The sequence below is a fragment of the Chitinophaga niabensis genome (genome assembly GCF_039545795.1).
Taxonomy (GTDB): Bacteria; Bacteroidota; Bacteroidia; order Chitinophagales; family Chitinophagaceae; genus Chitinophaga; species Chitinophaga niabensis_B.
In genome coordinates this window covers 6,554,663-6,569,593 of the sequence record NZ_CP154260.1, presented here as the reverse complement: position 1 = coordinate 6,569,593, position 14,931 = coordinate 6,554,663, and the positions used below count along the sequence as shown (strand labels likewise).

General features: G+C 44.7%; 11 protein-coding genes. 6 read left to right on the top strand and 5 right to left on the bottom strand.

The window, feature by feature from the left end:
- Positions 1 to 66 precede the first annotated feature (66 nt).
- Together AAHN97_RS26430 and AAHN97_RS26425 are read left to right on the top strand one after the other, a co-directional pair.
- Entirely contained in the window at positions 67 to 1,614 is a 1,548-nt protein-coding gene (locus tag AAHN97_RS26430) for a glycosyltransferase (protein WP_343305080.1), read from the top strand.
- 162 nt (positions 1,615 to 1,776) lie between these two features.
- The gene (locus AAHN97_RS26425; protein ID WP_343305079.1) at positions 1,777 to 2,052 is read left to right on the top strand and encodes a hypothetical protein; all 276 of its coding nucleotides are present in this window, start codon (positions 1,777 to 1,779) and stop codon (positions 2,050 to 2,052) included.
- 274 nt (positions 2,053 to 2,326) lie between these two features.
- On the opposite strand, the gene AAHN97_RS26420 is transcribed toward AAHN97_RS26425, so the two are convergent.
- Both AAHN97_RS26420 and ileS read right to left on the bottom strand, forming a co-directional pair.
- Complete coding sequence (locus tag AAHN97_RS26420) at positions 2,327 to 3,343, bottom strand: TraR/DksA family transcriptional regulator (protein WP_343305078.1); 1,017 nt, start codon at positions 3,341 to 3,343, stop codon at positions 2,327 to 2,329.
- A gap of 5 nt (positions 3,344 to 3,348) precedes the next feature.
- The gene (gene ileS, locus AAHN97_RS26415) at positions 3,349 to 6,675 is read right to left on the bottom strand and encodes an isoleucine--tRNA ligase (RefSeq protein ID WP_343305077.1); all 3,327 of its coding nucleotides are present in this window, start codon (positions 6,673 to 6,675) and stop codon (positions 3,349 to 3,351) included.
- Between the two features lie 230 nt (positions 6,676 to 6,905).
- Between ileS and AAHN97_RS26410 the strand changes: the two genes are divergently transcribed.
- Positions 6,906 to 7,379, top strand: coding sequence for a PepSY-like domain-containing protein (locus tag AAHN97_RS26410; protein ID WP_343305076.1), 474 nt, complete (start codon positions 6,906 to 6,908; stop codon positions 7,377 to 7,379).
- Between the two features lie 466 nt (positions 7,380 to 7,845).
- Here the strand turns inward: AAHN97_RS26410 and AAHN97_RS26405 are convergent, their stop codons facing one another.
- On the bottom strand, positions 7,846 to 8,772 hold the full coding sequence (locus AAHN97_RS26405; RefSeq protein WP_343305075.1) for a helix-turn-helix domain-containing protein: 927 nt from the start codon (positions 8,770 to 8,772) through the stop codon (positions 7,846 to 7,848).
- A gap of 104 nt (positions 8,773 to 8,876) precedes the next feature.
- On the opposite strand from AAHN97_RS26405, the gene AAHN97_RS26400 reads away from it, so the two are divergent.
- Positions 8,877 to 10,559 carry a hypothetical protein gene (locus AAHN97_RS26400; protein ID WP_343305074.1) on the top strand — a complete coding sequence of 561 codons (1,683 nt, stop codon included), beginning with the start codon at positions 8,877 to 8,879 and terminating at the stop codon, positions 10,557 to 10,559.
- A 144-nt stretch (positions 10,560 to 10,703) separates the two neighbouring features.
- Positions 10,704 to 12,683 carry a DNA topoisomerase (ATP-hydrolyzing) subunit B gene (gene gyrB / locus AAHN97_RS26395; protein ID WP_343305073.1) on the top strand — a complete coding sequence of 660 codons (1,980 nt, stop codon included), beginning with the start codon at positions 10,704 to 10,706 and terminating at the stop codon, positions 12,681 to 12,683.
- Positions 12,684 to 12,738: 55 nt separating this feature from the next.
- Here gyrB and AAHN97_RS26390 read toward each other — a convergent pair whose 3' ends face one another.
- Positions 12,739 to 13,179, bottom strand: a complete 441-nt coding sequence (locus AAHN97_RS26390; RefSeq protein ID WP_430516958.1) for a DUF6756 family protein — start codon at positions 13,177 to 13,179, stop codon at positions 12,739 to 12,741.
- A gap of 186 nt (positions 13,180 to 13,365) precedes the next feature.
- On the opposite strand from AAHN97_RS26390, the gene AAHN97_RS26385 reads away from it, so the two are divergent.
- Positions 13,366 to 13,866 carry a hypothetical protein gene (locus tag AAHN97_RS26385; protein WP_343305071.1) on the top strand — a complete coding sequence of 167 codons (501 nt, stop codon included), beginning with the start codon at positions 13,366 to 13,368 and terminating at the stop codon, positions 13,864 to 13,866.
- Positions 13,867 to 14,115: 249 nt separating this feature from the next.
- Here the strand turns inward: AAHN97_RS26385 and AAHN97_RS26380 are convergent, their stop codons facing one another.
- Positions 14,116 to 14,838: an SIMPL domain-containing protein gene (locus tag AAHN97_RS26380; protein ID WP_343305070.1), complete on the bottom strand. Its 723-nt coding sequence runs from the start codon at positions 14,836 to 14,838 to the stop codon at positions 14,116 to 14,118.
- Between the last annotated feature and the right edge of the window lie 93 nt (positions 14,839 to 14,931).

Below are 14,931 nucleotides of genomic sequence, written 5' to 3'. Positions count from 1 at the left end.
TTTTTTATGGTATCATTTTTGGAGCTAGGAGGTACCTTATTTCTTCATTAAAAATCATTGAGACCTATGATTTCCGTAATTATACCAGTACTCAACGAAGGGGCTACTATCAGACAGGTGATCAAGGTGATCAAAAAAACGGCACGTGCTATTGAGATCATAGTAGTGGATGATAATTCAACAGATAATACCGTTGAGGAAGCGCTGAAAGAGAAAGTGCGTGTGATCACAAGCAGTCAGCGCGGTAAAGGCATTTCTATGCGGGAAGGCATGATGGCCGCCAAACATGATATTATTATGTATGTGGACGGCGACATCCTCACGTATCCGGAAAACCTGGTGGAGCTGCTGACAGATTCGATTGTGAATGATGAAGCAGATTTTACCAAATCATATTTTGAACGGCAGGCAGGCAGGGTAACACAGTTAGTTGCCAAACCGTTGCTGAGCATTCTGTTTCCCGATCTTTCACATTTCCAGCAACCGCTGAGTGGCATGATCGCTGCACGGAAATCTTTGCTGAAGCAGGTGCATTTTGAAAATGATTATGGTGTTGATATCGGCCTGCTGATAGATATGCATTTATTACAGGCGCGCATTCGGGAAGTGAATATCGGCAAGCTGGAAAACGCTATGCAAACATGGGAGCAGCTTAGTAAAATGAGCCGGGAAGTGTCCCGCACCATTTTGCGTAAAGCAGAAAGCATTCCGGTGCAGAACCTGGAAACACTGGGTAATATCAACATCATCCGTGAGCAGATGGAGTTCTCCATCCTGGAGTCTATAGACAAGTTGCAGAAGATGGTGATCTTTAACCTGGACGAAACGGTATTCACCCAAAATTACACCTACCTCGCTGCACTGGCATTTGATAAAGAGGATGCATTGTACCAGATCCTGGAGCATTATTCAGATCCGGTTGTCAGGCTGGAACGTTCTGCAGCGCTGTTCCAGGGCCGCAACCTGGCTGAACTGCTGGAAGTGGCAGACAGTATTCCGGTAACACCGGATATCCGGCATGTGATCCGTGAATTAAAGAAACGCGGTTATGTGTGCGGTTTTATCACAGATGGTTTTGAGTGTGTGGCAAATCATATGAAGAATAAACTGGGCGCTGATTTTGCATTTGCTAACCGGCTGCACCTGATCCACAGCGTGTCTACAGGCGAACTAACGATCCCTGAATATTTCATGGATGGAGGTAATCCTTCCGCTACTTACGATAAGAGCAATATCCTGAAATATATTTCAGACAAATACCACATCTCTCCACAGAATGTGATCTATGTGGGGAACGGTGAAAGCGACCGCGTTATGTTGCAGGAAGCAGGGGTTGGTGTGGCATATCATCCACAATTTGTGGAAGTGGAAACCATGGCGGACAAGGTTATAGAAGATATATGTATGGCACCTTTGCTGGATATTGCACAGGCAGGGAGCGCGGCACGGAGGAGCAACCGCTGGCCAAGCAAAAAGCTGATGCGGAATATCGGGATAGGAAGCCTGGCCGCGGTAGCAACAGCAGGGCTCGTTTATTTAGCAGCGAAACAAATTAAAAAGGCTTTTGAAACGGATAGTGATGATGTGGATGTGAAAGCGTTAAAGCCTGCATAAAGATTATCATCCAAGGAATACCCTGAGTGCTTCCCGGCGTTTTGCCGGGGAGCATTTTTTTTGTTTTAAACTCCGATAAAGTATCGGTTTCACTTAACAAAGTGTTGCTGTGTTTTCATGGTGTTTCTCGTTTAGACTTCTACATTCGTAAAAATGAAAATCATGAAAGTAAAGACTATGCGGGAGCGATTGCACGAAGCAATTGACCTGGCCAATGACGAAAAGATCATTGCCACATTCAGATCTATTCCATTAGAGATCAGCAGGAGTAAACATTTGTCTTTATCAGAAATACGGGAGCTGGTAAAGGATGCGGAGAAAGAATTCAGTGGATCTTCTTCATCGGAAGATCTGGAAGATATGCTTAAAGATGCGCACAGATCTTTTTTTGCGCTGTTGAAAAAGAGGCATGAAAACAGTGAAGAGGCATCCGCCTGAGCAAAGATTTCCATTGTAGATTGATCAACTCCCTATATCTCGTTGAGGGGTTTTATGCTTTACGAATGATCAATTTCACATTTAGTTTAAAGGGCCGGGGTCTCCCGGCCTTACAGATTGTAATTTTGGCCGACCTATATGCTGGAAACGGTAGCAGGCATTGGTATTCCTTGTGATCATGGCCTCATGGCAGATAGGATACTGCTTCTTTTTCCCCTATAAAAAAATGGCCGCCCGCTTATCGGACAGCCATTTACAATTATATAGTTGTTCACTATTTGCTTTTGGACAACTTTGCCTCAATGCTTAAGGTAGCATGTGGCACAGCTTTCAGGCGGGCTTTATCGATCAGCTTACCTGTAACACGGCAGATACCGTATGTTTTATTCTCAATCCGCACAATTGCTTTCTCCAGGTGATCCACGAACTGGATCTGACGGCTGGCCATTTGGTTCAGTTGCTCACGCTCCTGGGAACCGCCACCATCTTCCATGCTCATGTATTTATTTTCAGTATCATCAGTACCGGCTTCATCCTTGCGGGTGATCAGGCCCTGGAGATATACGAGTTCTTTTTTTGCAGCGTCCAGCTTTTTCAGGATGATCTCTTTGAACTCCTGTAATTCGCTATCGCTGTAACGGTAGATCGGACCAACCTGTGCATCTGGCTGATCTAATACGGATTTAGTGAACTCAGGGGTATAAGTGACGGTTTTCATCACTGGTCTGCCACCTGAAGATTTAGAAGCAGTTCTGGAAGTCGGTCTTTCCGTAAGCCGTTTAGCAGGTTCCACAACAGTGGATTTTTTAACTGTCTCCTTTTCTGGTTTGTCCTGTTTATTCTTTGCTGGCATTATATCTACTTTTTCTACGGGTTTAGAAATAACCGGTTGGGCAGCAGCTGGTGATTTAGCTGCGGGCTTGGTGGTAGCTGCCGGAGCGGGTTTGGCTTTAGGCGCCGGAGCAGGAGGTACTGCTTTCTTTACTGGCGCTTTAGGAGCCGGAACGGGCTTTTTACTGGCAGTTACAGCCGGCTTTTTAGCCGGAGCAGCCTTTGCAGGCGCTGCTTTCGCCGTTACCTTGTTTACTACGGCTTTCTTAGGAGCGGGTTTTGCCGCTGCCTTTGATGCCGCTTTTTTAGGAGCCGCCTTCGCCGGAGCTGCTTTTTTAGCAGGTGCCGGTTTAGCAGCCGATTTTTTAGCAGCAGGAGCGGGTGCCTTTTTAGCTACAGCTTTTTTGGCCGGAACCGCCTTTTTAGTAGTCTTACTAGCAACTTTCTTCTTTGTTGCCATGGGGATTAGCTTTTTTTGTTAACTAATACGTTGAACTTAAGATCGTTGACCTCTACCTCAATGCCCTCCTGTAATTGCGGCACTACATCCAAACTATCTGCCAAAATTTCCGTGCAAATATAGTCATTAAAGTTTATTATCGCCGTTTTCAAAGTCGCTACATCTGCCACTTTTACCGAAATCCGGTCAGTTAGCTCAAATCCGCTATCCTTCCGTATCTTCTGGATCCGGTTAACCAGTTCACGGGCATTACCCTCGTCCAGTAATTCAGGAGTAATTGTAATATCTAAGGCCACGGTAAGCGAACCTTTGTTAGCTACCGTCCATCCCGGAATATCTTCCGAGATGATCTCGACATCGGATAATAGTATTGGAACTCGTTCAGAATCAATAACTAAGCCAAATTCACCTTCTTTTTCCAACGTGGCAATGTCATGTTGAGCAAATGCATTGATGGCGTTAGCTACTGCTTTCATCTTAGCTCCCATCCTGCTGCCCAGGGTTTTAAAGTTTGGCTTGATCTTTTTCTTGATGAAACCTTCCGTTTCCGTAAGGTACTCAATACTTTTCACATTCACTTCGCTTTTCACCAAATGTTCCACCAAAGTCAACTGATCCCGCATATGAGGGTTCAGCACAGGTATCAGGATCTTCTGAAGTGGCTGACGGACCTTAATATTCATTTTCTTACGCAAGGATAATACCAATGATGAAATATCCTGCGCCAGTTGCATCCGCTCTTCCAGGTCTGTGTCTATCGCAGCATTATCTGCTACCGGGAAATCTGTCAGGTGAACGGATTCGGATGACAGCCTGCCACTTACTTCATTCAGGTTGCGGTACAGCCAGTCTGTAAAGAAAGGAGATACCGGGGCCATCAGCCGGGCTACTTTTTCAAGGCATTCATATAAGGTCTGGTATGCGCAGATCTTATCATGCTCATACTCCCCTTTCCAGAACCGGCGGCGGCAAAGACGCACATACCAGTTACTGAGATGTTCGTCCACAAATTCCTGAACGGCACGCCCGGCCTGCGTTGGCTCATATTCCTCCAGGCTGGAGCTCACCTGCCTTACCAGGGTATTGAGCGAGGAAATGATCCACCGGTCAATTTCCGGACGTTGTTCCAATGGGATATATGCCTCCTTAAACCTGAAATTATCCAGGTTGGCATACATCGCGAAGAAGTTGTACGTATTATATAATGTACCGAACAGTTTCCGTTGTACCTCTTTAATGCCTTCCACATCAAACTTCATGTTATCCCATGGAGAGGCATTGGTGATCAGGTACCAGCGGGTAGCATCTGCTCCAAACTTATCGATGGTTTCAAAAGGGTTCACCACGTTACCGAGGCGTTTACTCATTTTGTTGCCATTCTTATCTAATACGAGACCGTTGGATACCACTGTTTTATAAGCTACGCTATCGAACAGCATCACCCCCAGGGCATGAAGTGTGTAAAACCATCCACGGGTCTGATCCACGCCTTCAGCAATAAAATCAGCAGGGAAAGCCTGGCCTTTATCTATGGTGTCTTTATTCTCGAAGGGATAATGCCATTGCGCCACAGGCATGGCCCCACTGTCAAACCAAACATCCACCAGGTCTGGCTCGCGGCGCATGGGTTTGCCAGTGGAACTTACGAGGATGATATCATCCACATAAGGTTTATGGAGGTCCAGGATGCCTTCATGCAGGTAATGTTTGTTCACATCTCCTCCCAGCACTTCATTTGCAAGACGGATACCAGCATTCAGTTCAGCGATACTGCCTATGCAGATCTCTTCCGTACCATCTTCTGTACGCCATATCGGCAGAGGGGTTCCCCAGTACCGGCTGCGGCTCAGGTTCCAATCCACCATATTCTCCAGCCAGTTACCAAAACGGCCTGTTCCGGTAGCGGCGGGTTTCCAGTTGATGGTCTTGTTCAGTTCCACCATCCGGTCTTTCACCGCAGTGGTTTTGATAAACCAGGCATCCAGTGGATAATACAGTACTGGTTTGTCTGTACGCCAGCAATGTGGGTAGGTGTGCTCGTATTTTTCAACTTTGAAGGCCCGGTTCTCCTTTTTCAGTTTCACGGCGATGTCTACATCAACATCTTTATATCCGGGTTCATTCTTATAATCTTTTACATAACGGCCTCCGAATTCCCCAACGGAATCCAGGAATTTCCCTTGTCTGTCTACCAGTGTGAGGATGCCGATACCATATTTTTTACCTACGCGGTTGTCGTCTGCACCAAAAGCAGGTGCGGTATGAACAATACCGGTACCATCTTCCGTGGTCACAAAATCTCCCAGCAGCACGCGGAAGGGATCTCCCTCTTCCGGCTGAACATATGGCAACAGTTGTTCGTAATGGATATTTTCCAGCTGGCTGCCTTTGAAGGAGGCCAGTACAGTCCAGGGGATTATTTTGTCATCCGGCTGATAGGCAGCAAAATCGCCATTCTCTCCTTCCGGTTTGAAATATTTGCCCATGAGGTCTTTCGCCAATACCACATTAATAGGCAGATGGGTATATGGGTTAAAGGTTTTCACCAATACATATTCAATATTGGCGCCTACAGTAAGACCGAGGTTGGATGGAAGCGTCCAGGGAGTGGTGGTCCAGGCCATGAAGAACACTTCTTCAGAGCCGGCAGCATCAAATAAGAATTGCGATTTCTCTCCGGCGATGGCTTTAAACATGGCCACCACAGTAGTATCCTTCACATCTTTATAAGTACCGGGCTGGTTCAGCTCATGAGAGCTAAGCCCTGTGCCGGCAGCAGGTGAATATGGCTGGATGCTTACACTTTTATAGAGGAAGCCCTTCTTGTAAAGTTGTTGCAAACACCACCAAAGGCTTTCTATATAATTATTATCGAAAGTAATGTAAGGGTCCTGGAGGTCTACCCAATATCCCATTTTGCGGGTCAGGTTTTCCCACTCTCCTTTATATTTTAATACCTCTTTACGACAGGTATCGTTGTACTCTGCAATAGATATTTTTTTTCCAATATCTTCTTTCGTGATACCCAATGCCTTTTCCACGCCCAATTCAACAGGGAGACCATGGGTATCCCATCCGCTTTTGCGTTTTACCTGGAAACCCTGCATGGTTTTATAGCGGCATACCAGATCTTTCAGGGCCCGTGAGATCACGTGGTGAATGCCCGGTAATCCATTTGCACTGGGCGGGCCTTCATAAAATACGAAAGGCGCGGCCCCATCACGATTGGTGACGCTTTTTTCGAAGATCTGCTGCTGATCCCATGCTTGCAGTATATCCTGTTCTATTTGTGGTAAATTCAGCTGACTGTATTCACGATATTTACTGGACATATGAAAATCCCTCTTTTCGGGCTATTAATTGTGGCTGTAAAATTCTGCGAAGTTACGAAAATACAGGGAGGATTCAGAGGACTGCTACCATTCATAAAAAATAACGTTTTTATGAAAAAAGTGACCCAGAAATTGAGTAATTTACAATAAAGTATAGTTACTTTGCGTTTTTGGCATTGTTTTGGTTTAAGATTTAGAAGAGTATAACGCAGTAAAAACCATATCTTTTTATGAAAAAAGTAACCGTATTCATGTGCGCTGCTATCCTCACTTCTGGATTAGCTTTTGCGCAGCAAAAAACTTCAGCAAAAAAAACCAAGGCAGCAACAACAAAGAAAATAGAGGCTCCCGCAAACGTGAAAGATGCATTTCAGCAAAATGAACAATTTGCAGGAACAACAGATGCAGTATGGGCAAAAACATCTGCCGGTAACTGGATCGCTTCTGTGAATAAAGAAAATGTGAAAACTGCTGTTGAGTACAATGCCGAAGGAACCTGGATAGCTACACGCAGCGAATTTCCCGCAGGAAATGTACCTGAACCAGTTTTAGGAACTTTGAAGAACAAATATCCTTCTGCAGTTGTTAAAGAAGGATGGAAGATCGAAAGAGCGGATGTGGCATCTTACTACAAAATAAATATTGACGATAATGGGACTGCCAAAACCGTACTTTTGAACGATGCTGGCACTATTGTTGATTAAAGAAACTCCGTATAAAGAAATTAATTAAGTATTTCATAGGTATAGGGATAAATAGGACAGACCCTGCTCTTTTGGGCGGGGTTTTTCATTTTTAGTACATGCCGGAAAAGTTACGCAAAAAAAAGCCGTCATCAGAAAGATAACGGCTTATGCAAATTACAAGGAAAAACTTACGGACTCACAGGGCAATTCTTTAGGTCATTGTGGTGTTTGATACTGCCCCGCTTTATAATGGCTTTACTATCGTCTGCAAGCTGATCCTTAGGTCAAATCTGATAAGGAAGCTTATGAGGAACAGTGAATAGACATTCATTGATCGTGATACAAAGAAAGAACAATCTCTCCGAAAGCACTTTCCAAATCGGGAAAACAAATGATCATAAAGGGAAAAATGTCTTTATGGAATGTAGAACCGCCAGTACAAAGGGTTTACACACTGAGCTTTAAATTTTCTTTAGAATTACTGTTAGCGCAACAAAAGCTCACAGGGCTTGAGACCAGTATGTTTTTTGAAGGCAGTGGAGAAATGAGAGATGCAGGAATAGCCCATCATGATAGCTACTTCTGAAACGGAGAGGCCTTTTTCATAGAGTAACCCTTTCGCTTTTTCCATTCTTTCTTTCTGGAAGTAATCATAAATGGTGGTACCGAACATGGCTTTAAAACCTTTCTTCAGGTAACATTCATTCATGGCTACACGGCGTGCAAGGTCACGGATAGTGATAGGTGCATCCAACTGATCCAATAAAATACTACGGGCTTTTTCAATCTTCTCCCGGTCTTCCATATGTGTGAGGAAGCGGCAGCCATACCTTTCATCCGTATCATTCTGGATAAACTGATCGGAGCTGAATAATAGCAGCTCCAGGGCTTTACTTTGTAAGAAGATATTTTTAAGGATGCCTTCGTAGTTATGATGTACCATTTGCTCCAATACCGTTTTGGATTTGGTGCAGGGCTGAATGGTTTTTACAAAAGGCTTCTTGGATTGCAGTTCAAAGAGGGAGAAGGAAGTATTTCCTTTTTGCAGGGATTGAATGAAAGCTGGTTGAAAACGAACGGTGATCATGTCTACCGAAGGCATTTTCTCCTTACAATCATCATTCTTTTTCCCTTCGGAACAAAGCTGGTCTGTACACGAAGGATTTTTGCAGTACTTACTGCCGGCAACACAATACCGGAGTTCGATCATGGCAGACTGGCCACGTTTGGCAGGCTGATATACCACCATCGCCACGTCCTCTACAGGTAGCGGACGATCAAACACATACCGCTGGAGGTTATAGTCCAGGCAGTCAGGAACCGCCACAGTATCAGCTTCCGCCAATTGAAGGTGGTCGCTCAGAGCCGGTTGCGGGATGGCAAGTGATAATATCTCGTGTACTTCCTTCATCGTTTGCAGCACAAAACTAACGAATCGTTGTTATAATATTATTAGTTTGACAAACAGGTTACAAACCAAGGGAATTGGTACAAATTTAGCAACATCTTATAATAATGAAAAGGACCTGGAAGATCATCATAACGGTAGCGGTTGTACTGATATTTGCCTCGGCAGGTGTAACGTGGTACCTGAGCGTACACTGGAAGGGCATTCTGGACAAAGAGCTGAGGCGGTATGTGCAGGAAGGATCTGACAGTCTTTATACACTTGCCTATGGCCGGCTAGGCCTCAACCTGCTGAATGGCAGCCTCATTATACATCATGTAGCCCTTATTCCTGATAGCGCTGTTTATCAACGACTTGTGGCACAGCAAAAGGCCCCAAAAGTATTGATCAATGTGAAAATGGAGCGGTTACAGGTGAGCCGGATGAAGCTCTGGCGCTATTTTCTGAACAAGGAGGTGGACGCCAGCTCGTTCTCTCTTGTTAATCCTGAACTATTTATCACGGAAGATCAGCGGAGTGTGGATACTACTACCCATCAACGCCGTTTTGACCAGGTGGTGAATAAGAACATCCGCCATTTCAGCATCGGCAGGGTGTACATGGATAAGATCAAACTGACCTATACCCGGATCGGGAAAGATAGTAGTAAGGTGATCAGCAAACTGGAGGACCTGGGTGTAAATATCCGCGGCCTGCAGATAGATTCCCTCAGCCAAAGTGACCCTACCCGCTTTTTATATGCCCGGACCTTTGATGTGAGCCTGGAAAAATGGGACCACCGCACACCGGACAGTTTGTACTGGTTACATGTGAAGAAGGTAACCTACCATGCTACAGATGAGATCCTGGATGTGGGAGAAGTGGAACTAAAACCACGGTACAACCGGGCGGATTTCGACAAACAGATCAAAACGCAGAAAGACATGTTCCAGCTGGTTTTCAGGAATATCAACCTACAAGGGCTGTCGAGATTTGACCTTCTCCGGCAAAGCCTTCATATACAAAATGGCAGCATCGACGGCGGGGAATTAAATGTATACCGCAACAGGGGGCTTCCCATGCCGCCAGGAGATAAATATGGTCAATTCCCCAACCAGTTACTGGCCAAGCTGAAGCTACCACTGCAAATAGATACCCTTGCTGCCAGCGGGGTGGATGTGAGTTATACAGAACTGAACCCTAAAAACGGCGAAACCGGCAAGATCCAGTTCCTGAGAGCGGGAGGTACTTTCAGGCATATCACGAATATTGACTCCCTGGTAGCCAAGAATAAACATTGCACTGCAGACCTCCATGCCATCCTGATGAAAAGCGGAAAACTGAAGGCCAGCTTCGATTTTATCCTTGGCGATAAGAGCGGGGCTTTTAGCGTTTCCGGGCAGTTAAATAATATGGACGGGAAGGAATTCAACCCTGTTACAAAACCTTTAGGCATGGTAGAGATCCGGTCTGCCCAGATAAAAGAGCTGGAATTCAATTTCCTGGGGAATGAAAGAAGTGCCAGCGGCACCCTGAAATTCTTGTATTCCAATCTAAAGATCTCCATGCTGAAAGAGGAAAAAGACCCTAACGGAAACCAAAGGAAAGGGCTTGCCAGCCTGCTTGCCAACCTGATGGCCATCAAAAATGAAAACCCCTCTCCCGGCGAGGCTGTGCGAATTGTAAAACCAAGGTTTCAGAGAGATCCTCAAAAGTCCTTCTTCAACCTGGTTTGGAAGACCATTTTTACAGGGGTAAAAGAGACCGTTGGAACGGCTCTACTCGCCAGTATGGATGAGAGGAAAAAATAATACGTCTCCTTATTGATTTTTTGCTATTCACATACTATCCACCTCCTTCAAATATGCCGTATTATTCATGGGAATTAGGCCGATTTTGCTTACATTTGCATGATTGTCTACTGATTTGTTTAAAAAAGATTTTCAGCTAATAATATGAGTGAAGAACTAGCGCAAGCAACTACCCCCAGCAATGGCTATGATGCGGGGAGTATCCAGGTATTGGAAGGGTTGGAAGCCGTACGTAAACGTCCCGCCATGTACATTGGCGATATTGGGGTGAAAGGTTTACACCACCTTGTATATGAAGTAGTCGATAACTCAATCGATGAAGCCTTGGCCGGTTATTGCAAAAACATTGAAGTAACGATCCTGGAGGATAATTCCGTCCGGGTTGTTGATGACGGACGGGGTATCCCTACCGGCATTCACGCCAAAGAAAAACGTTCCGCCCTGGAGGTTGTAATGACCGTTCTGCACGCGGGAGGTAAATTCGACAAAAATACTTACAAGGTATCCGGTGGTCTCCACGGGGTGGGTGTAAGCTGCGTGAACGCCCTCAGTGATCCTTTGCATGTTACCGTACGCCGCGAAGGCAAGATCTTTGAACAGGAATACAGAATGGGGATCCCCCAATATTCCGTTCGTGAGATCGGTGACAGTGAAATTACAGGAACAACAGTTCATTTCAAACCGGACGCTACCATTTTCACAGAAACCACTTATAACCGCGAAACCTTAGCAGGCAGATTGCGTGAACTCGCATTCCTGAACAGGAAGATCCGCATCACCCTCACAGACGAACGTGAGAAAGATGAAAACGGCAATTCTTTCAGCGAAGTTTTCTACAGCGAAGGTGGTATTATCGAGTTCGTACAGCTGCTGGACCAGAATGGCCGTAGAACTGCTATCGTTCAGGAGCCCATTTACATTGAAACACACGATCCTGCCTCTAACGTAGCAGTGGAAGTGGCTTTGTTGTATAACGACTCTTTCCACGAGAACATTTTCTCCTACGTAAATAATATCAATACCATTGAAGGCGGTACCCACGTTGCTGGTTTCCGCAGGGCCATCACCCGTGTTTTCAAATCCTATGGCGATAAGAACAAAATGTTCGAAAAGTCTAAGGTTGAAGTAACAGGCGATGACTTCCGTGAAGGCCTCAGCTGTATCGTGAGCGTAAAAGTTCCTGAACCGCAGTTTGAAGGTCAGACCAAAACCAAACTGGGTAACTCGGAAGTAATGGGTATTGTGGACAGTGCAGTGGCCAATGTGCTGGACCACTTCCTGGAAGAGCATCCCCGCGAAGCCAAGATCATTATCAATAAGGTAGTATTAGCTGCCCAGGCTCGTGAAGCTGCACGTAAGGCCCGCCAGATGGTGCAAAGGAAAAGTGTAATGACCGGCAGTGGACTTCCCGGTAAACTGGCAGACTGCTCTGATAACGATCCTACCAAATGTGAACTGTACCTGGTGGAAGGGGACTCGGCAGGTGGTACGGCAAAACAAGGCCGTAACCGGAATACGCAGGCTATCCTCCCACTCCGTGGTAAGATCCTGAACGTAGAGAAAGCACTGGAACATAAGATCTACGAAAACGAAGAGATCAAGAATATATTCACCGCGCTGGGTGTTACCATTGGTACACCGGAAGATGAAAAAGCTTTGAACCTCAGCAAACTGCGTTATCACAAGCTGATCATCATGACGGATGCGGACGTGGATGGAAGTCACATTGCTACCCTGATCCTCACTTTCATCTTCAGGTACATGAAGGCGATGGTGGAACAAGGATATGTATACCTCGCCCAACCACCTTTATACCAGGTGAAGAAAGGTAAAGATCATATCTATGCCTGGACTGATGATCAACGTAAAGCGGCTGTGACTAAACTTGCAGGTGCCGGTAAAGAAGAAAGTGTTACGATCCAGCGTTATAAAGGTCTTGGAGAGATGAACGCTGAGCAATTATGGGATACTACCATGAATCCGGAAGTTCGTACGCTGAAGCAAGTAACTATCGATAGTGCTTTTGAAGCAGATCGCGTGTTTACGATGCTGATGGGTGATGAGGTTCCTCCGCGCAGGGAGTTCATTGAATCGCATGCGAAGTATGCTAGGATTGATGCTTAATTGAATGTTTTGAGAATATAGTGAGTCCCGGTTGCGTTAAGCGGCCGGGATTTTTTTATTTATCAAAAGGAGAACCGGCAATGCCACTTTTGTACAGCGTTATCTTTTCCGCATTACATTTAAAATAAGTTAACCAGCTGTATTTTTTATCTACAATATAGAAACTATACTTACTCAAGCTGATCAGGTCTTTAAGCGCTGCCGTGTTGCAGTCATATATCAGACGTTTTGCTGTAGGATAATCTCCCATCATCATTACTAACCAGTAATTGGCATCATTGGAGAGTGATGATAATAGTGTATCCAGTTCTTCTATTTCAATAGTAACCAGCTCCTCTTTTCGTTTAATATTATCTTCCCAATTGGAATCATAGGTTTTAATGATAAATCTATCTTCCATATTCTTAAGGATATCAGGCCACGAAGTGAATGGATCCTTAAATCCATGGGGGCCGTGTTTCTTTGCTATCTGGTCTATTTTCTCTTCCCAAAACATAATGGTTACAATATAGGTAACAATAAACAAAGCATCCCAATACCCTATCTCAACCCTATGTCAAGCCTATCTCCAGCATTCCATAGTCAAACCAACGTCCTCGAATAACAAAATTTATCTATAATATATTTTTTTAATCTATATATGTGCATTATATTGCACTTGTCTTTGTAACGCTTATATCCTATGAAATTGAAACAATCCTTACTGGCGCTGGGCCTACTGGCTACTGCTGCACTGAGCGCATGTGAAAAAGATAAAGATGTCGTTGTGGGCACCTGCTCGGTGAAAATAGATGACGTTCTTGTAAATATTAATAAACAACTTACCGCTACCTATTATGATACCGGCAGTGTTAACTCTTACCTGATCATTTCAGGGCTGGGGGCTGATAACCAGGGTATTACTATCAACGTAGTATTTCCGGACACCCAACTGAAACCGGGGACCTATGTTTTGTCCAACAGCACCTATAATTACCTGGCCTGGTATAAATCAGGATTCTCTGAGGCTTATTCTGCAGATGATGTGAACGATGGCGGCATAGCTACCATCACGCTGGAATCTATTTCCGAAACTAAAGCCAAAGGCACTTTCTCCGGTAAACTGATCAATGACGTGGATATATCGCTGTCGAAGACGATCACGGAAGGCAAATTTGATGTTAACGTATTACGCATGAAATAAACTTATTACCATATCCTATAATTCCCTATTTATCCCTGTTACCTATTACCTGATGCACTAAATCTTATAACTCCGCCGGGCGCAGTTTATAAGAAAATAGCAAAATAGAAGTGAATAGACAAGTTTAATTGACAGTAGAACAACGCAAAGCCATGCGTCTTCAGCCGCAGGCGAAATGTTTCAGACAGACAAGAAAAAGGCTACCAATGACGATTGGCAGCCTTTTTCTTTTATACTAATTTATATCTCTTATTTGATACCGAATACGGCTCTGATCTCTGCACGGATCTTGATGGTCTTTACATCAATGTTTGAATCCGGAACACCAGCACCTGCTGCATCTGCCTTCGCAAACATTCTCATATTTGCAGCTTCAGGACGAACATCACTGTACTGATCGTTATTGAACTCCTGGATCTCTATCACACCGCCTATCTTTTCATCGATGGCAGACAACAGGTATTCCGCTTTTGCTTTCGCTGCTTTCAGTGCATTTGTTTTTACCTGCTTGCGGTATTCTTCCATCTTGGAGGAGTTGAAAGAAGCGATGTTCACACTTTCAATACCTTCTTCATCTACAGCTGCGAGGATACCATTGATCTTGTCCAGGCGGTTTACTTTCAGCACATATTGTTTACGTGCCAGGAAGTCTTCTGTCGTTTTTTTCTTTTTCCACCACTGATCATAATTGTAACCAAATACATTACCGATGGTGAAATTCTCTTTGCTAATACCGGCATCCTGTACAGCTTTTTGTAACTGCGCTTCCAATGTGGTGATACCTACCTTGTTGGTTTTATTCTTATAGTATTCACGCAGGGTGATGTTGATGGTGATCTCGTCCGGTGTGATCTCCATCTCGGCTGTTCCGGTCACTTCAATTTTCTTTACCGGGGGTTTGTTGTCCGTTGTTTGAGCAAAAGATGTTGCTGTCATAAAGAGTCCCATTAATAATACGGTTAATCTTTTCATTGCTTTCAGTTTTAAATTCAAGTACAGGATGCAGGGTTTTGGTGTGTTTCCATATGCCCTTGCAGGCTTTAACTTTTCTTTTTGTTTTTAGTT